The sequence below is a fragment of the Bacillus sp. BACIII genome (assembly GCF_057836745.1).
Genome location: NZ_CM174437.1, coordinates 1,876,288 through 1,893,719, shown reverse-complemented (window position 1 = coordinate 1,893,719; position 17,432 = coordinate 1,876,288). Strand labels below are relative to the sequence as shown.

Genomic DNA, 17,432 nt, shown 5'->3' with positions numbered 1-17,432 from the left:
GATTCAAAAATATGATTCAGCTGAGTGAGAAAATCACGAAAATCAAAGGCGGCGTATCTTCGCCGAAAGGGTTTGAGGCAAAGGGTATTCACTGCGGGCTGCGCTATTCAAAAAAAGATCTCGGGGCGATTATCAGCGAGACGCCTGCAGTCAGTGCAGCGGTATATACGCAGAGCCATTTTCAGGCAGCACCCTTGAAAGTGACGCAAGAGAGCTTGAAAAAAGAGGCTGTGCTTCAGGCGGTTATTGTCAACAGCGCGATTGCCAACGCCTGTACGGGAGACCAAGGTTTAAAGGACGCTTATGAAATGCGGGACGGATTCGCAAGCCGGCTCGGGATTGAGCCGGAGCTTGTTGCGGTTTCGTCAACCGGGGTGATCGGCGAGCTGTTAGACATGGAAAAAATTCAGGCGGGCATTGAGCAGCTCGGTCAAGCGCCTGCAGTGTCCGGAGCTTTTGAAGAAGCCATTTTGACGACGGATACAGTGACGAAACAGACGTGTTATGAACTGGTGATCGGCGGAGACATCATCACGATCGGCGGAGCGGCGAAAGGCTCCGGCATGATTCATCCCAACATGGCGACAATGCTCGGCTTTGTCACAACGGATGCGGCCGTGGAAGAACAGGCGCTTAAAAACGCGCTCAGAGAGATCACGGATGTTTCATTTAACCAAATCACCGTTGACGGAGAAACATCGACGAATGACATGGTGCTCGTGATGGCGAACGGCTGCGCGGGGAATGAGTGTCTGACGGAGCAGCATTCCGACTGGCCGGCTTTTAAAAAGGGGCTGAAGCTTGTATGCGAAGACCTTGCCAAAGATATTGCCAGAGACGGTGAAGGAGCGACGAAATTAATTGAAGCCAAAGTCGAAGGCGCGAAAAATAATCTCGAAGCGAATATCATCGCCAAAAAAATCGTCGGCTCAAGCCTTGTGAAAACCGCCGTTTACGGCACTGACGCCAACTGGGGGCGCATCGTCGGCGCAATCGGGCACAGTGCGGCAAGCGTAACGGCCGAACAAGTGGAAGTTTTCCTCGGCGGTCAGTGTCTGTTTAAACACAACGAACCTCAGCCGTTTTCAGAGACTGACGCCAAGGAGTACTTATCAGGTGATGAAATTACGATTGCAGTCCGCCTGCAAGAAGGCGCCGGCAGCGGCCGGGCATGGGGCTGTGACTTAACCTATGACTATATCAAAATCAATGCGAGCTATCGCACATAACAAAGGGGAGCGGCATGAAGAAAACCATTGTTTTTAAGTGCGGCGGCAGCGTGATCCGCGAGTTATCCGCCGCTTTTTTTCAAAATGTAAAAGAGCTTATGCAATCGGGCTGGAACATTGCCGTCGTGCATGGCGGCGGTCCGGAAATTTCACAAATGCTGAAAACATTGCAGATTGAAACGGAATTTGTCGATGGGCAGCGGAAAACGACCAAACCGGTGCTGGAAACAGCCGAAATGGTCTTGTCAGGAACGGTCAATAAATTTTTCGTAACCGAACTCGCGAAAAACGGGCTGAAAGCTGCGGGAATCTCAGGAAAGGACGGCGGTCTCCTTCAAGCATCCTATCTTGATCAAGACAAATACGGAGAAGTCGGTGAAATCCGGAAAACCGATCCGTCCATTATTCAAGCACTAATGAAAGAAGGCATCATTCCCGTTATCGCTCCGCTTTCCATGACAAGTGATTTTGAAACGCTGAACGTCAACGCAGACGCAGCGGCATCAGCCGTCGCTTCAGCCTTACAAGCCGATAAACTTTTATTTGTCACGGATGTCGAAGGAATTATGGACGGAGAGAACCGGCTGGAGACGTTGACGCCGCGGGAGATTCAGACCCTCATCGATGGCGGCGTCATTTCGGGAGGGATGATTCCGAAGGTGAAGTCGGCATTATCGGCACTGAGTGAAGATGTCGCGGAAGTTATGATCGTAAACGGAAAAGGAGCGTTTTTCACCGATCAAGCCTTCCAAGGAACAAAAATCGTCAAGGAAAAGGAGAGCGTGTCATGAGCAGTTTATTTCAAACCTACAGCCGCTGGCCTATCGATATCAAAAAAGCGAAAGGGACAATCGCAGAGGATGAAAACGGAAAAACGTATCTGGATTTTATTCAGGGCATCGCCGTTTCCAATCTCGGCCATTGTCATGATGCGGTGACAGAAGCGGTCAAAGAACAGCTTGACAGCGTATGGCACGTTTCCAATCTGTTTGAAAATGACCTTCAGGAAAAAGCCGCGGCAAAGCTTGCCGAACATAGCGCGGGGGACCTGGTTTTCTTCTGCAACAGCGGGGCTGAAGCGAATGAAGGCGCCATTAAGCTTGCCCGTAAAGCAACGGGAAAAACAAAAATCGTGACATTCCGGCAATCCTTTCACGGACGGACATATGCGGGAATGGCCGCCACCGGACAAGACAAAATCAAAACCGGTTTCGGACCGATGCTCCATGGATTTCACTATCTTCCGTTTAATGATCCGTCAGCATTCAGCACGCTTTCAAAAGAGGATGATATCGCCGCCGTCATGCTTGAGACGGTGCAGGGAGAAGGGGGAGTCCATCCCGCCGACCCGGAATTCATCGAAGCCTTACAGACATTTTGCAAAGACAAACAGGCGCTGGTTATCATAGACGAGATTCAAACCGGAATCGGCCGGACGGGAAAAGCATTCGGCTATGAGCATTTCGGCATCTCTCCGGACATCATCACCGTTGCGAAAGGGCTTGGAAACGGTTTTCCCGCCGGAGCCGTGATCGGCAAAAAGAAGCTTGGCGAAGCCTTCACGCCGGGTACGCATGGTACGACGTTCGGCGGCAATAAGCTTGCCATGGCAGCTGTGAATGCAACCTTGGACATTGTGTTTCAGCCGGACTTTCTCCAGGCTGCGGCCGGCAAAGGCTCTTTTTTAAAAGACCGGCTGAAAAGTGAGCTGACAGGGCCTTTTGTAAAAGATATCCGCGGAAAAGGGCTATTAATCGGCATTGAATGTGCAGGTTCCGTTTCCGGCATTATCGGAGACCTGCAGGAACGCGGACTTCTCGTGCTTCCGGCCGGACCGAATGTCATCAGGCTGCTCCCGCCGCTTACGGTTTCTGAAGAGGAAATGCTCTCGGCCGTCAGTATGCTGAAAGCAGCGATAGAAGCGCATTCCGCAGTGAAACGATAATTTTTTTTCGCTATAAGAGTATAAAAATTCATGTTTTTAATTAATTATTCATCAAGAGGTGGGCTTTAGATGAAAGGCTATTTAGTATTGGAAGACGGAACATCATTCGGCGGTGATCTTGAAAAAGAAGCATGCTGTGTTGGCGAAGCGGTTTTTTTCACCGGAATGACGGGCTATCAGGAAGTGCTTACGGACCCGTCATATAAGGGCCAGATCATCGTTTTTACGTATCCGCTGATCGGAAACTACGGAATTAATGAAAAAGACCTTGAGAGTAAAATTCCTCAAGTCAAGGCCGTTGTCGTGTATGAAGCGTGTGAACATTTTTCTCACCATGAAGCAGTCTCAAGTTTGAGAGAGTATTTAAATAAATGGAACATCCCGCTTTTAACCGAAGTGGACACACGGGCCGTCGTCAAAACCATCCGCTCCGGCGGCACGATGAACGCTGCCGTGTCAACAACAGGAGAACTTCCCGCAGCATCCGGAACAGAAAACCCGGCTGAGCTGGCGCAGGCCGAAGAAATCACTTCTATGGGGGACGGAGACCGGCATATTGCGCTGATTGATTTCGGTTATAAAAAATCAATCGCTTCGTCGCTTGTAAAGCGCGGCTGTAAAGTAACAGTCGTTCCTTATCACCAGATGAACGCCGTTTATGATATTCGGCCTGACGGAATCGTGCTTTCAAACGGACCTGGGGACCCGAAAGCGATTGCTCCGTACATGACCCGGATTAAGGCTTTACTGAATGCTTTCCCCGCACTCGGCATTTGTCTCGGACATCAGCTGATTGCCCTCGCTTTCGGAGGGAATACGTATAAACTGCCGTTCGGGCACAGGGGAGCTAACCATCCCGTTATTGACCGGAAAACGAAACGGGTGTTTATGACAAGCCAGAACCACAGCTACGTCGTCGATGAAGCATCAATTGACCAAAACGAGCTGTCGATCAGATTCCATCATGTCAATGACACATCAGTGGAAGGGCTCATTCACAACAGCCTTCCTGTATTAAGCGTACAGTTCCACCCTGAAGCTCATCCCGGACCGGCTGAGAGCGAGTGGATATTTGATGAATTTCTAGAGAAAGTGATACCAGCAAGGAGAGAAATCGCTCATGCCTAAAGATACAACCATTTCCAGCATATTAGTCATCGGCTCAGGCCCGATCATCATTGGCCAGGCGGCTGAATTTGATTATTCAGGAACGCAGGGATGCATGGCTCTGAAAGAAGAAGGATACCGTGTTATTCTCGTCAACAACAACCCGGCAACGATTATGACGGATGAGGCGTTTGCTGATGAAATTTATTTTGAACCGCTCACGACCGAAAGCATCGAAGCCATCATTGAAAAAGAAAAACCGGACGGTCTCCTTGCCAATTTGGGCGGCCAGACGGCATTGAATTTAGCCGTTAAGCTTGAAGAAGCAGGCGTGCTGAAGAAGCATCACGTCAAGCTTTTAGGAACATCAGTGGAGACCATTCAAAAAGGCGAAGACCGGGAGCGGTTCCGGACCCTGATGAAAGAGCTCGATCAGCCCGTTCCGGAAAGCGAAATCGTCGACAACGAAGAAGATGCCCTCCGCTTCGCTGAGTCTATCGGATTTCCGGTTATTCTAAGACCGGCGTATACGTTAGGCGGAAAGGGAGGCGGAATCGCGAAAACGAAAGAAGCGTTTCAGACGCTGATTAAACAGGCGCTGTTGGCAAGCCCGATCAGCCAATGCCTCGTCGAAAAAAGCATCGCCGGTTTTAAAGAAATTGAATATGAGGTCATGCGTGACAGAAATCATACATGCATCACCGTCTGCAACATGGAAAACATCGATCCCGTCGGCGTGCATACAGGAGACTCCATCGTAGTCGCGCCGTCCCAGACGTTAACGGATGAAGAATATCAGATGCTGCGTTCAGCAAGTTTGGCGATTATTTCAGCGCTTGATGTGGTCGGCGGCTGCAACATTCAATTTGCGCTGGATCCGTTCAGCAAACAGTACTATGTCATTGAAGTGAACCCGCGTGTCAGCCGCTCTTCAGCTCTTGCGTCAAAAGCGACCGGCTATCCGATTGCCAAAATGGCGGCGAAACTTGCCGTCGGCTATACGCTTGATGAACTGAAAAATCCGCTGACGGGCTCTACTTATGCAAGCTTTGAACCGGCGCTGGATTATGTTATCGTCAAGTTCCCGCGCTGGCCGTTTGATAAATTTAAACATGCCGACCGCACGCTCGGAACGAAGATGAAAGCGACGGGAGAGGTCATGGCGATCGAAAGAAACATGGAAGCAGCTATTCAAAAAGCGGCGGCCTCCCTTGAGCTGAAAACGATCGGCACCCGCCTTCCCGAACTCGGCGGCTTTACGGTCAATCAGCTGTGGGACTTAGCGGTAACGCCGGATGACCGGAGATTCTTCGTCGTCATGGAACTGTTAAGCCGCGGTGTAACGATAGAAGACATTCATTCTAAAACGAAAATTGACCCGTTTTTCCTTCATGTATTCCGTAATATCATCACATTGGAAAACAAGCTGATGGAAGAAGGAGATCATCTGTCTGTCCCGCTTTTAAAGCAGGCGAAGGTAAAAGGCTTCACGGACGTCATGATCGCGTCTCTTACGGGAAAAACGGAAGAAGACATCCGCGCTCTCAGAAAGAAAGCAGATATCGTCCCGTCGTTTAAAATCGTAGATACATGCGCCGCTGAATTTGATGCCAAGACCAATTATTTCTACTCCACCTATCTCGGAGAAAGCGACGGAGATATCAGCCGAAAAGAGAAAAAACGGGCGCTCATTATAGGATCAGGCCCGATCCGTATCGGTCAAGGTGTGGAATTTGACTACAGCGCAGTCCACGGCGTCCTGACCCTGCAAAAGCTGGGCTATGAAACAATTATGATCAATAACAATCCGGAAACGGTAAGCACCGATTACGAAATTGCTGACAGGCTTTATTTTGAACCGCTGACGGCAGAGCATATTTTAAACGTGGCGGAACATGAAAACATTGATTTTGCCATCGTCCAGTTTGGGGGACAGACCGCTATCAATGCCGCTGAATCATTGGAAAAAGCGGGCGTTCAGCTGCTCGGAACATCCTTTAGAACCCTGGATGCGCTGGAGGATCGGGATCTGTTTTATCGGCTGCTTGATGAGCTGGATCTAAAACATGCCAAAGGGGAAACGGCTTATACGAAAGAAGAAGCCGCGGAAAAAGCAATCCGCATCGGGTATCCTGTGCTGATCCGTCCGTCTTATGTCATCGGGGGAATGGGCATGATCATTGTTGATTCAGAAGCGCAGCTGTCAGACCTGCTGGAAAAAGAAGCGGGCATGCCGTATCCGATTTTGATCGACCAGTACATTACAGGAAAAGAATTGGAGATCGATCTGATTTCCGACGGACATGAAGTATTCGTTCCGACTTACACAGAACACATTGAACGGGCAGGCGTCCATTCGGGCGACAGTTTTGCGATTCTCCCGGGTCCGTCCGTCACACTTGATATGCAGCGGGATATAAAAAAGGCTGCCGAAAAAATTGCGGTAAAACTGGGTTTCAAAGGCATTATGAACATTCAGTTTGTCATTGATGACAAAGGGGATATTCTCGTTCTTGAAGTGAATCCGCGGGCAAGCCGCACGGTTCCTGTCGTGTCTAAGGTGATGGGAGTGCCGATGATCCCGCTTGCCGCCAGACTGCTGGCCGGAGCTTCCCTTAAAGACCTCAAGCCCGAGGTTCAAAATCAGCATGGAACGGCTGTGAAATTCCCGGTATTTTCTTCTCACGCCATTCAGGATGTTGACGTAAAGCCGGGACCGGAAATGAAGTCGACAGGAGAAGGAATGTGTGTCGCGTTTGACGCAGAAAGCGCCCTGAAAAAAATCTATGCGCATGTCTGGGAGAAAAAAGGAAGCGTCTATCTGGAAGGCGGAGATGAGGAACTGGCACGGCAGGCACAAGCGGCGGGATTCACCGTGTGCAAAGACTCTTTTCAGGCCTGGGCGGATCGGAAGGATAAAGCGGTCCATATTAATTTCAATCATTCTGAAGAAGCGCGTAAACAGCGGATTGAAGCCATGACGCACGGCGTGACGGTCTTTACTGAACCGGAAACCGCAAAGGCATTTTTAGCAAGCGGCTCCGGCAAACCTCAGCCTGTATCGCTTAAAGATCTTTATCAAAAGGATGTGGCATCATGCACACAGTAAAAGAGGAACATACATTAACCCATTTGTACGGCAAAGATTTTCTTTCCTTGAAGGATTTCAGCCCGTCTGACATTAACGGGCTTCTGACAGAAGCTTCATTATTAAAACAGCATCCGATACAGCCGATTTTTCAAGGAAAAACATTGGCGATGATTTTTGAAAAATCTTCAACCCGCACGCGTGTATCGTTTGAAGCGGGAATGGCTCAGCTCGGGGGAACAGGACTATTCCTTTCAAGCAGCGACTTGCAGCTTGGACGGGGAGAGACGGTCGCGGATACGGCGAAGGTGCTGTCCGGATTCGTTGATGCCATTATGATCCGCACCTTTGAGCATGAAAAAGTCGAGGAACTTGCCGAGCATGCACACATTCCTGTCATAAACGGGCTGACCGACCGGTACCACCCGTGTCAGGCACTCGCGGATCTGTTAACGATACAAGAAATAAAAGGAAAACTGAAAGGAGTAAAAGTCGCCTATATCGGTGACGGAAATAATGTGGCGCATTCACTTATGATCGGATGCGCAAAAATGGGCTGTGACATTGCGATTGCTTCGCCGAAAGGCTATGAAGCAGAGGAAGAGGCGGTAAATGCCGCAAAAGAAGCTGCGGCTGTTTCCGGAGCGGAGATCATCCTTACCGAAAATCCGCAGGAAGCGGTGCGGGATGCAGACGTGATTTACTCAGACGTCTTCACGAGCATGGGACAGGAAGAAGAGATGAAGCAGCGGCTGAACGTGTTTGCCCCGTACCAAGTCAACGCCTCACTCGTCAGTCTCGCCAAACCTGACTATACCTTTTTGCACTGTCTGCCCGCGCATCGGGAGGAAGAGGTCACGTCCGAGATAATTGACGGCCCGAACTCTGCGGTATTCCAGCAGGCGGAAAACCGGCTTCACGCGCAAAAAGCGCTCTTGAAAGCTCTTCTTTACAAACAGGATGAACCAAAAAACCGCTGAGCCTCATTCAGCGGTTTTTTAATATTTTCCCGCATACAAGCGCATACTACATGAAAAAGAAAAAGGAGGAAATGACGTGGGACAGCAGCATCAATTCCGACCGGGACAAAAAGCGCCGAATAACGGTGTGTACGTTGAAATCGGCGAAACGGGAAGTATGGTCAAAAATCCGCAAAAAATCAAGCTTACGGCGGGAGAAATGTTTCCTGAGACTTCAAATCACAACAGATTGTGGACATATCAACGAAAACCGTGAATACAAAAAAACCTGCTGAATAGCAGGTTTTTTTAATTAATGCTGGCTTGCATCCTGTTTGACAGGCATGACTTCCGCAAGAACAAACACAAGCACCGCGATAACCACGGCGATAACGGATGATTGCTTGAAGTTGTACGCCGCGCTGTTCATGGAGGCGATCAAATAACAGGCCATATGTGTTAAAAGGAACGTCCAAATAAAACCGATAACTAACCGCACGTTTCCACCTCGTCCTTCATTTTATTCTACGTTGTATCATACCATACATAAGGCGCGGGCGGAAGGTCAATTTCGCATCAAAAAGACCCGCCCTAAAACTGACTTTTTCCCGCCTGTCCGGCCGTCTGACGGAAAATACGGTCCCCGCACCGGAATAATAGCCAAAACATAGAAGCAAATAGGGGTTTAACTGATCCGTTTTCATTCTTCTTACATATGATAGCCAATAGAGAAACTAGGAGTAAAAGGAGGCGGAAAGGCATGGGGATAACGGAAAGATTTTTCCAACTCGGATCTGAGCTGAACGTCATCCATCTGCCGTATCGGCCGAACGGCTTCTGTATCTTTATTCTTGGGGACAGAACTCACTTTGTCAGCGGGGATTCAAGCTTTTGGCTTGAACATGAAGGGAGAAACCAGCTGTTAAATACGCTGCGTGACAGAGGTTATACAATCTTCAACAGCAATTTATACGGCAGGCACTGGGGATCGGAAAAAGCCGCCGCTTACGCCAGACAGCTGATTCATTATGTACTGAAACAAGAAACCCTCAACCCGAAAATACACTTGCTCGCAGAAGGCATGGGCGCTCTCATCGCCGATCAACTGCTGCAATCTTCGCCGGAGCATATCCGTTCAGCAGCAATGTTAGATCCTTGTCTTGACCTTCAAGCCCATTTTGAATCAGAGAAAGAAAATAAGTTTTTTTATAAGCAGTTTCTGAGAGAAACGGCTCAAAGCTTCGGTGTTTCTGAAAAAGAGGCAAGCTCGCTGACCTATCAGACCATCACCGGCTGCCATACCAGCGTGCCGGTACATATATGGCAAAGAACGACCGGAGCGCCGTATCCGTATACCCTGCATGCGAACGCATATGAAAAAGCCCGGGAAAAGACCGGATGCAAGACTGATATCACGTATCACATGCTCGAGAATCCGGCGCGGATGTACAGAGCCGTCTGCCGCTTTTTCCGCAGTCATGAAAAAGACCTGTAGTGAATAGTATACAACAGCCATCTCTTTTCAGAGGGCTGTTTGGCTTGTACGTGAATGAAAAACCGGAAAGGCGGCATATGCGATGAAGACAGCGCTGATCATTGGAGCAGATGAATTTCTCGGCCTTTCATTATGCGAACGGATGATGGATGAAGGTGTGCATGTTGATGTCATTTTGGATGAGCCGGAGGACAAAACGAGGCAGCTGTATTTAGAAGAACGTTTAATGTGGCTCGGGAGAAACGGGCTTTTTCAAATCATAGATGAAATCGGTGACAAGGAATACGATCGAATCTGCGTTCAATACGGGAGCGGATGTCTGCCTGAAGACAGAACGGAGCCTATATATTGGATTGTTTACAACGAGGATCACGGAGACTGGGAAAAAAGCGGCCAGCGGGACACGGTTAAAACGATTATTCTTCCGCCGCTTTACGGCCCGTGGACGGAAGCGAAAGAAGATAGCGAAAGCAGGGTCTTTTTAGAAGACGCAGCCTGCGGGCTGATGAATAAGCTTCAGGCGGACGGCACAGAGGACGAAAGTCAGGTTATTACCCTGGAAATAATAGAAAAAACGCAAAAAACAGAAGCGGAAGAAAAAATTCAAGAGTGGAAAAGACAATTTTCATCAACATTCGACAATTTTTAAGAAATACCTTCCATGTTATGTGCATTACCGCTACAATAAATGTATACCAATTATACATGTTATGAGTAAAAAAGGGGTTGAACACGGCTTGATCACCAGGCTTGTCATGGTCTTTTCTGTCCTCCTTTTATTGAGCGGATGCGCACAAACTCCGTTTAAAGGGAAAATTGAGAAGGTCGGAATGCTGTTTCCCGATACCATCAGTGACCTGGTATGGGGCACAAAAGGTTACAAAGGTTTATTAGCGATACAATCTGAATTTAACGTTGACGTTTATTATAAAGAAAATATCAGATCTGATGAAGATATTTTAAAAGCGATAGATGATTTGCATAAAAAAGGAGTCAATCTTTTATACGGGCACGGAAATGAATACGAGGAAATCTTCAATATGATCAGTAAGGATTATCCCGACATGGAATTCGTCGTCGCAAACGGAACGGCGAAAAACGATAATGTCACAAGCGTTCACCTTATGGGAGAAGCGATGGGTTTTTTTGGGGGAATGACGGCCGCCCATATGTCAAAAACCAATGAGGTCGGCGTCATCGCCTCGTTTTTATGGCAGCCTGAGGTAGACGGCTTTATTAAAGGGGCAAAATATGAAAAGCCCGATATCACCGTCAATACTGAATTTACGGACCATTGGGATAACGGCAATGAAGCACTGCATCTTTATAAGAAGTTAAAAGCAGAAGGCACGGATGTTGTATATCCGGCCGGAGACGGGTATAATGTTCCTGTCATTCAGCAAATTAAAAAAGACGGGCTTTACGCCATCGGCTATGTCGCCGAGCAATCGAACCTCGGCAAAAACACGGTGCTGACAAGCACCGTGCAAAATGTAGACAAAGCCTATACAATAATCGCCGAGCAATATAATAACGGCACGCTCAAGAGCGGAGATCACAACTTCGATTTCAGGGAAGGAGTCGTTGAAATGGGGACGTTCAGCCCTCTGGTGGACAAAGCATTTCAAGACAAAATCTCAGACCTTGTAAAAACGTATAACCGAACAAATGAACTGCCGTCAAATGAATAGAGGTGGATACACATGCAGCATGAAAAGTCTCTTGAATTTATGCAGATCGCAATGAAATACCTGCCGGAAGCAAAGGCGGAGCTTGAGAAATCCGGCATTGATCTGTCTATGGAAATGATTCAGCCGTTTATGGATCTATTTACATCGGTCATGGCGGAAGCGTATGAGCTTGGCAGATCTGATGCCGGAGAGCTGAATAAATAAAGAGAGCCACTTTTTCATGAAGTGGCTTTTCACATGATTTTTTTCTTAATGGCGGATACCATCGATCCAAGCCCAAGGTCTTTAAATACAGGCTTTAATTGATCGAGGGAGTTCATGATGGAGCCGAGCTGATTCATCACGTGGTTGTAATCGACCGGACCTTCGTTTTCAGCCTGAGGCTGTTCGGGGGTTTCTTCGTTTTTTTCGTTTTCTTCCGGTTCTTTATCCCGGTCCCCGGAATTGCCGAACATCATTTTAGTGAAAATATCCATAATAAAGCCTCCTTTCATCTTCCTTATATTCTATGAAGAGCGGGAGCCGATAGTTTAGACGAATATATTGCCAACAGAAAAAAAATAGGGTAGAATTAGTACCTGATACTAACAATTGATCATAACTAATTAGTTTTAAATTCATTATAAAAAGGAGTCTTTCCTATGAAAGCTGGAATTCTTGGTGTCGGCCGTTATATCCCGGAAAAAGTGCTGACAAATCATGATCTTGAACAAATGGTAGATACATCGGACGAGTGGATTCGTACGAGAACAGGTATAGAAGAAAGAAGAATCGCCGCTGAAGATATGTATTCATCCGGCATGGCCGCTGAGGCTGCACAAAAAGCGCTTGATCAGGCGGGCATTTCCGCTGAGGAGCTTGATATGATCCTCGTGGCGACGGTCACTCCCGACCAGTCTTTCCCTACCGTATCCTGTATGATACAAGAAAAGCTCGGGGCCAAAAAAGCGTGCGCGATGGATATCAGCGCTGCATGTGCCGGTTTTATGTACGGTATCGTAACCGCCAAACAATTCATTGAATCGCAAACATACAAACATGTCCTTGTGGTCGGAGTCGAAAAGCTTTCAAGCATTACTGACTGGGAAGACCGCAATACGGCTGTTCTGTTCGGGGACGGGGCCGGAGCGGCTGTCATCGGACCGGTCAGCGACGACAGAGGCATACTGTCATTTGAGCTCGGAGCAGACGGTACAGGCGGTCAGCACTTGTACTTAGATGAAAAAGGGCATACAATCATGCATGGAAGAGAAGTATTCAAATTCGCCGTCCGGCAAATGGGTGAATCAAGTGTAAATGTCATTGAAAAAGCCGGTCTTTCCAAAGAGGACGTAGACTTTTTGATTCCCCATCAGGCAAACATCCGCATTATGGAAGCGGCACGGGAACGTTTGGAGCTTCCGGTTGAAAAGATGTCTAAAACAGTCCATAAATATGGAAACACATCCGCAGCATCCATTCCGATTTCATTAGTAGAGGAACTGGAAGCAGGTAAAATTAAAGACGGCGATGTCATCGTCATGGTCGGTTTCGGCGGAGGATTGACATGGGGCGCCATAGCGATACGCTGGGGACGATAGAAAAAAGGTGAGGTGCACACATGATGAATAAAAAAAGAGTAGTCGTTACAGGACTTGGAGCCCTGTCTCCGCTTGGCAACGACGCCGAAACAAGCTGGAAAAATGCAATTAGCGGCGTATCCGGAATCGGACCGATCACACGTGTGGAATCGGACGAGTATCCGGCGAAAGTAGCTGCTGAACTGAAAGATTTCAATATTGAAAACTACATGGATAAAAAAGAAGCGAGAAAAATGGACCGCTTCACGCAATATGCTGTCGTAGCAGCGAAAATGGCTGTTGAAGATGCCGGTCTGAACATCACAGAAGAGATCGCGCCAAGAGTCGGCGTTTGGGTCGGTTCCGGAATCGGCGGCCTTGAAACGCTTGAATCCCAATTCGAAATCTTCCTGACAAAAGGGCCGAGACGGGTCAGCCCGTTCTTTGTTCCGATGATGATTCCGGATATGGCGACAGGCCAAATCTCAATCGCTCTCGGAGCAAAAGGAGTCAACTCCTGTACGGTGACGGCATGTGCGACGGGAACAAACTCTATCGGTGACGCGTTTAAAGTCATTCAGCGCGGCGATGCCGATGCGATGATTACGGGCGGAACGGAAGCGCCGCTGACAAGAATGTCATTTGCGGGCTTCAGCGCAAACAAAGCCCTTTCTACAAATCCTGATCCGAAAACGGCAAGCCGCCCGTTTGATAAAAACCGTGACGGCTTTGTCATGGGAGAAGGCGCGGGGATCATCGTACTTGAAGAGCTTGAGCACGCGCTTGCCCGCGGTGCGAAAATCTACGGAGAAATTGTCGGTTACGGCTCAACGGGTGATGCTTACCACATTACCGCGCCTGCCCAAGACGGGGAAGGCGGTGCGAGAGCGATGCAGGAAGCAATCAAAGATGCGGGCATCAAGCCTGAAGAAATTGATTACATCAACGCTCACGGCACAAGCACGTACTACAATGACAAATACGAGACAAAAGCCATTAAGACCGTTTTCGGCGATCATGCGTACAAGCTTGCCATCAGCTCGACAAAATCAATGACGGGCCATTTGTTAGGCGCTGCCGGAGGAATTGAAGCCATCTTCTCCGTCATGGCGATTAAAGACAGCGTTATCCCGCCGACGATTAACATCGAAACACCTGATGAAGAGTGTGATTTAGATTATGTACCGGACAAAGCGCGCGAGCAGGATGTTAACATCGTTCTCAGCAACTCGCTCGGATTCGGCGGACATAATGCCACTTTGATCTTTAAAAAATATCAATAATACAGTTTTTTGACCGGCTGCCTGAAAAAGGCGGCCGGTTTTTTTGTGCGTGCATATGATAACAACAAGAGGAGGCGAACCGGTATGAGCGTCAAGCAGACATATAAATGGATGGAAAAGGCGGCATCCATGAATGATTTGGCCCCGCACCTTTTGCCGCTTTTTTCAGGGGCCGAAAAGAAAGAGTGGAAGCCGATACTCGGCATGCTGCAAAACCACGGAATGTTCCGCCATCTGAAGGACGGCGTTAGGACCAGTAAACGGCTGAAAGAAAGAGGAAGCTACAGCCATATCCAAAAGGAGGAAGCTTATTTAAAGGAGAAGTGGAACGGGCCGGACGTGCCGATCGTTGTTTTGCCCGTTGATGAACGAAACCGGAAAATCCGTCTGGAATTCGGGTCAAAATCCGGTCTTGCTTTCCGGGACAAAATGTTTCTCTTCTTATCGTCGGATAGTTCCAATTCAGCTGTTTCCGCCCTTATGACACATGAATATAATCACGTCTGCCGGTTAGAACATGTGACAAAGGACGAAAAAGATGAGACATTACTTGATACAATCATGATGGAGGGGCTGGCAGAATATGCTGTATATGAGCGATTCGGCTCAAGTCTTACGGCGGAATGGACGTCCTACTATACGTCTGAGCAGCTTGATTTTCTGTTTGAAAAAAGAGTCAAGCCGAACCTCCGATTAACGAGAGACAGCAGAATGTTTTCACAGCTCTTATACGGAAAAGGATACTTCCCCTCAATGCTTGGTTATGCCGTCGGATTCAATATAGTAAAAAAATATTTAACCGATCATCAAAAAACAGTAAAAGAAGCATTGGCCATCCCTTCAAAAACCTTTCTGGAAGCAACGCTTTAAAAGAATGAAAGAATGGTAATTATTTGATGATATTACATTTATCCTAAAAAATTCTTGCTTTTGTAATAATGATGTAATAATATACAACTATAAAATTTTTGACTATTCTATATTTTGTGATAGCGAAACGTATGTTTCCCTCTGCTGCAGCGGAATGAGAAAGGGGCGTATCATGAGCACACTATTAGAAGTGAATAACTTAAAGACCTATTTTTTCAGAAAGAAACAGCCGATTCCCGCAGTCGACGGGGTGGATTTTCACATTAACAAGGGCGAAACCGTCGCCCTTGTAGGAGAATCCGGCTCGGGTAAAAGCATCACCTCGCTTTCTATTATGGGACTTGTCCAAGGCTCGGGCGGGAAAATTGTGGACGGCTCGATTAAGCTGGAAGGCAGGGACCTGGCCTCCTTCACCGAAAACGAATATTGCAAAATCCGCGGAAATGACGTCTCTATGATCTTTCAGGAACCTATGACTTCTCTAAACCCGGTGCTGACCATCGGCGAACAAATTACCGAAGTGCTTGAATACCATAAAAAAATGAGTAAAAAAGAAGCCGCGAATAAAGCCGTTGAGCTTCTCAAGCTCGTCGGATTCTCAAGAGCGGAACAAGTAATGAAAGAATATCCGCACCGCCTTTCCGGGGGAATGAGACAGAGGGTGATGATCGCCATTGCGCTCAGCTGCAACCCGAAGCTTCTGATAGCCGATGAACCGACGACGGCGCTTGATGTGACGATACAAGCCCAAGTATTGGAGCTGATGAAAGACCTCTGCAAAAAATTCGATACTTCCATTCTGCTGATCACTCACGATTTAGGCGTCGTTTCCGAAGCCGCCGACAGGGTGATCGTGATGTACTGCGGACAAGTCGTTGAGAGCGCGAGCGTGGAAGACTTATTTTTAAACCCCCTTCATCCGTACACAGAAGGGCTGTTAAACTCCATACCGGTGATAGACGGAGAGATTGATACATTAAAAGCGATCAAAGGCAGTGTCCCGACACCGGATCATCTTCCGGAAGGCTGCCGATTCGCTCCGAGGTGTGCGAAGGCGATGGACAAATGCAAAACGGGGAAGCCTGAGCTGATAACACATGAAAGCGGCCGTTCTGTAAGGTGTTTTTTATATGAGGAAGAGGGTGCCCAATCAAAATGACAGCTGTGAACCAAGAAACGATATTAGAGCTGAAAGACGTAAAAAAATATTTCCCGATCCGTTCCGGTTTTTTTCAAAGAAAAGTCGGAGACATCAAGGCTGTCGACGGTGTTTCTTTTTCACTGAAGCGCGGCGAGACGCTCGGCATCGTCGGTGAATCAGGATGCGGCAAATCAACGGCGGGAAGGACAATGATCCGTTTATACAAACCGACAGACGGCCGGATTCTTTTTAAGGGCCAGGATATTTCCGGCTTATCAGAAGAAAAGCTGAGAAAAAGTGTCCGCAAAAACATCCAGATGGTCTTCCAGGACCCCTTCGCATCGCTTAATCCGAGAAAAACGCTGCGCTCCATTATTAAAGAACCGTTCCAGACTCACCATATGTACAGCATTCGCGAGCGGAACGAGAGAGTAGAGGAGCTGCTGGCGAAAGTAGGTCTCCATCCGAGCTTTGCGAACCGCTATCCGCATGAATTTTCCGGAGGGCAGCGTCAGCGGATCGGGATTGCGCGGGCTTTAACATTGAATCCCGAGCTGATTATTGCGGATGAACCCGTATCCGCGCTTGATGTCTCCATTCAGGCTCAGGTCATCAATCTGATGGAAGAACTGCAGGAAGAATTCAACCTGACCTATTTGTTTATATCCCATGATTTAAGTGTTGTCCGCCATATCAGTGACAGAGTCGGCGTTATGTATCTGGGAAAAATGATGGAGCTGACCGATAAACATGAGCTGTACGACAATCCGCTTCACCCCTATACGCAAGCGCTGTTATCTTCAGTGCCCGTCACGAGAAAAAAAGACGCCGTCAAGCGGGAACGAATCATCCTGAAAGGAGAACTGCCGAGCCCGGCAAACCCGCCGAAAGGCTGCGTGTTCCACACGCGGTGCCCGATGGCCAAACCGATCTGTAAGGAACAAATCCCGGCATTTGAAGAAGCCGCTCCCGGCCATTACGTCGCCTGCCATTTATATACCTGAAATGACAAGCATCGAGAGGGGGTATGCCGGATTACATAACCTGTTTGCTGCATATATATCA

Annotated in this window: 18 protein-coding genes; 16 read left to right on the top strand and 2 right to left on the bottom strand. The window is 48.1% G+C overall.

The features are described 5' to 3' along the window. Positions 1 to 11: 11 nt before the first annotated feature. The 7 genes from argJ to ACXN9U_RS08975 all read left to right on the top strand — a co-directional run bounded on the left by argJ (position 12) and on the right by ACXN9U_RS08975 (position 8,605). Positions 12 to 1,229: a bifunctional ornithine acetyltransferase/N-acetylglutamate synthase gene (argJ, locus tag ACXN9U_RS09005; RefSeq protein WP_489202459.1), complete on the top strand. Its 1,218-nt coding sequence runs from the start codon at positions 12 to 14 to the stop codon at positions 1,227 to 1,229. Between the two features lie 14 nt (positions 1,230 to 1,243). Then, positions 1,244 to 2,020, top strand: a complete 777-nt coding sequence (gene argB, locus ACXN9U_RS09000; protein WP_060963104.1) for an acetylglutamate kinase — start codon at positions 1,244 to 1,246, stop codon at positions 2,018 to 2,020. Further along, entirely contained in the window at positions 2,017 to 3,174 is a 1,158-nt protein-coding gene (gene argD, locus ACXN9U_RS08995; RefSeq protein ID WP_489202458.1) for an acetylornithine transaminase, read from the top strand. Before argB ends, argD begins: the two co-directional genes overlap by 4 nt. A 69-nt stretch (positions 3,175 to 3,243) precedes the next feature. Then, positions 3,244 to 4,302 (top strand): carbamoyl phosphate synthase small subunit, encoded by a 1,059-nt coding sequence (locus ACXN9U_RS08990; RefSeq protein ID WP_489202457.1) that lies wholly within the window; start codon positions 3,244 to 3,246, stop codon positions 4,300 to 4,302. Then, complete coding sequence (carB, locus tag ACXN9U_RS08985; RefSeq protein ID WP_489202456.1) at positions 4,295 to 7,390, top strand: carbamoyl-phosphate synthase (glutamine-hydrolyzing) large subunit; 3,096 nt, start codon at positions 4,295 to 4,297, stop codon at positions 7,388 to 7,390. Before ACXN9U_RS08990 ends, carB begins: the two co-directional genes overlap by 8 nt. Then, positions 7,378 to 8,349 carry an ornithine carbamoyltransferase gene (argF, locus tag ACXN9U_RS08980; RefSeq protein ID WP_489202455.1) on the top strand — a complete coding sequence of 324 codons (972 nt, stop codon included), beginning with the start codon at positions 7,378 to 7,380 and terminating at the stop codon, positions 8,347 to 8,349. The genes carB and argF overlap by 13 nt, the downstream gene beginning before the upstream one ends. A gap of 76 nt (positions 8,350 to 8,425) precedes the next feature. Further along, a complete protein-coding gene (locus ACXN9U_RS08975) occupies positions 8,426 to 8,605 on the top strand; it encodes a YjzC family protein (RefSeq protein WP_016938252.1) in 180 nt (59 codons plus the stop codon). Between the two features lie 36 nt (positions 8,606 to 8,641). On the opposite strand, the gene ACXN9U_RS08970 is transcribed toward ACXN9U_RS08975, so the two are convergent. After that, the gene (locus tag ACXN9U_RS08970) at positions 8,642 to 8,827 is read right to left on the bottom strand and encodes a YjzD family protein (RefSeq protein ID WP_016938251.1); all 186 of its coding nucleotides are present in this window, start codon (positions 8,825 to 8,827) and stop codon (positions 8,642 to 8,644) included. 261 nt (positions 8,828 to 9,088) lie between these two features. Here ACXN9U_RS08970 and ACXN9U_RS08965 point away from each other — a divergent pair, with 261 nt between their 5' ends. From ACXN9U_RS08965 to ACXN9U_RS08950, 4 genes are all read left to right on the top strand, one after another. Then, complete coding sequence (locus tag ACXN9U_RS08965) at positions 9,089 to 9,823, top strand: lipase family protein (RefSeq protein ID WP_489202454.1); 735 nt, start codon at positions 9,089 to 9,091, stop codon at positions 9,821 to 9,823. An 82-nt stretch (positions 9,824 to 9,905) separates the two neighbouring features. Beyond that, positions 9,906 to 10,472, top strand: coding sequence for a hypothetical protein (locus tag ACXN9U_RS08960; protein WP_489202453.1), 567 nt, complete (start codon positions 9,906 to 9,908; stop codon positions 10,470 to 10,472). Between the two features lie 88 nt (positions 10,473 to 10,560). Then, a complete protein-coding gene (locus ACXN9U_RS08955; RefSeq protein ID WP_095240949.1) occupies positions 10,561 to 11,514 on the top strand; it encodes a BMP family ABC transporter substrate-binding protein in 954 nt (317 codons plus the stop codon). A 12-nt stretch (positions 11,515 to 11,526) separates the two neighbouring features. Next, positions 11,527 to 11,718 carry a ComZ family protein gene (locus tag ACXN9U_RS08950; protein ID WP_003155061.1) on the top strand — a complete coding sequence of 64 codons (192 nt, stop codon included), beginning with the start codon at positions 11,527 to 11,529 and terminating at the stop codon, positions 11,716 to 11,718. 29 nt (positions 11,719 to 11,747) lie between these two features. On the opposite strand, the gene ACXN9U_RS08945 is transcribed toward ACXN9U_RS08950, so the two are convergent. Continuing rightward, on the bottom strand, positions 11,748 to 11,990 hold the full coding sequence (locus ACXN9U_RS08945) for a hypothetical protein (RefSeq protein WP_489202452.1): 243 nt from the start codon (positions 11,988 to 11,990) through the stop codon (positions 11,748 to 11,750). A gap of 165 nt (positions 11,991 to 12,155) precedes the next feature. Between ACXN9U_RS08945 and ACXN9U_RS08940 the strand changes: the two genes are divergently transcribed. The 5 genes from ACXN9U_RS08940 to ACXN9U_RS08920 all read left to right on the top strand — a co-directional run bounded on the left by ACXN9U_RS08940 (position 12,156) and on the right by ACXN9U_RS08920 (position 17,371). After that, a complete protein-coding gene (locus tag ACXN9U_RS08940; protein ID WP_060963096.1) occupies positions 12,156 to 13,094 on the top strand; it encodes a beta-ketoacyl-ACP synthase III in 939 nt (312 codons plus the stop codon). A 23-nt stretch (positions 13,095 to 13,117) separates the two neighbouring features. Beyond that, positions 13,118 to 14,356 (top strand): beta-ketoacyl-ACP synthase II, encoded by a 1,239-nt coding sequence (fabF, locus tag ACXN9U_RS08935; RefSeq protein ID WP_060965052.1) that lies wholly within the window; start codon positions 13,118 to 13,120, stop codon positions 14,354 to 14,356. Positions 14,357 to 14,440: 84 nt separating this feature from the next. Next, the gene (locus tag ACXN9U_RS08930) at positions 14,441 to 15,226 is read left to right on the top strand and encodes a DUF2268 domain-containing putative Zn-dependent protease (protein ID WP_045925325.1); all 786 of its coding nucleotides are present in this window, start codon (positions 14,441 to 14,443) and stop codon (positions 15,224 to 15,226) included. Between the two features lie 172 nt (positions 15,227 to 15,398). Continuing rightward, the gene (locus ACXN9U_RS08925; protein WP_060963094.1) at positions 15,399 to 16,385 is read left to right on the top strand and encodes an ABC transporter ATP-binding protein; all 987 of its coding nucleotides are present in this window, start codon (positions 15,399 to 15,401) and stop codon (positions 16,383 to 16,385) included. After that, positions 16,382 to 17,371 (top strand): ABC transporter ATP-binding protein, encoded by a 990-nt coding sequence (locus tag ACXN9U_RS08920; protein WP_060963093.1) that lies wholly within the window; start codon positions 16,382 to 16,384, stop codon positions 17,369 to 17,371. The genes ACXN9U_RS08925 and ACXN9U_RS08920 overlap by 4 nt, the downstream gene beginning before the upstream one ends. The last annotated feature ends 61 nt before the right edge of the window (positions 17,372 to 17,432 follow it).

Coding starts and splice junctions, on each gene's coding strand:
- ACXN9U_RS08940 (WP_060963096.1), top strand. CDS start 12,156: ATGAAAGCTGGAATTCTTGGTGTCGGCCGTTATATCCCGGAAAAAGTG.
- argJ (WP_489202459.1), top strand. CDS start 12: ATGATTCAGCTGAGTGAGAAAATCACGAAAATCAAAGGCGGCGTATCT.
- ACXN9U_RS08965 (WP_489202454.1), top strand. CDS start 9,089: ATGGGGATAACGGAAAGATTTTTCCAACTCGGATCTGAGCTGAACGTC.
- ACXN9U_RS08950 (WP_003155061.1), top strand. CDS start 11,527: ATGCAGCATGAAAAGTCTCTTGAATTTATGCAGATCGCAATGAAATAC.
- argD (WP_489202458.1), top strand. CDS start 2,017: ATGAGCAGTTTATTTCAAACCTACAGCCGCTGGCCTATCGATATCAAA.
- ACXN9U_RS08925 (WP_060963094.1), top strand. CDS start 15,399: ATGAGCACACTATTAGAAGTGAATAACTTAAAGACCTATTTTTTCAGA.
- argF (WP_489202455.1), top strand. CDS start 7,378: ATGCACACAGTAAAAGAGGAACATACATTAACCCATTTGTACGGCAAA.
- ACXN9U_RS08990 (WP_489202457.1), top strand. CDS start 3,244: ATGAAAGGCTATTTAGTATTGGAAGACGGAACATCATTCGGCGGTGAT.
- ACXN9U_RS08945 (WP_489202452.1), bottom strand. CDS start 11,990: ATGGATATTTTCACTAAAATGATGTTCGGCAATTCCGGGGACCGGGAT.
- ACXN9U_RS08930 (WP_045925325.1), top strand. CDS start 14,441: ATGAGCGTCAAGCAGACATATAAATGGATGGAAAAGGCGGCATCCATG.
- fabF (WP_060965052.1), top strand. CDS start 13,118: ATGAATAAAAAAAGAGTAGTCGTTACAGGACTTGGAGCCCTGTCTCCG.
- ACXN9U_RS08960 (WP_489202453.1), top strand. CDS start 9,906: ATGAAGACAGCGCTGATCATTGGAGCAGATGAATTTCTCGGCCTTTCA.
- carB (WP_489202456.1), top strand. CDS start 4,295: ATGCCTAAAGATACAACCATTTCCAGCATATTAGTCATCGGCTCAGGC.
- ACXN9U_RS08920 (WP_060963093.1), top strand. CDS start 16,382: ATGACAGCTGTGAACCAAGAAACGATATTAGAGCTGAAAGACGTAAAA.
- argB (WP_060963104.1), top strand. CDS start 1,244: ATGAAGAAAACCATTGTTTTTAAGTGCGGCGGCAGCGTGATCCGCGAG.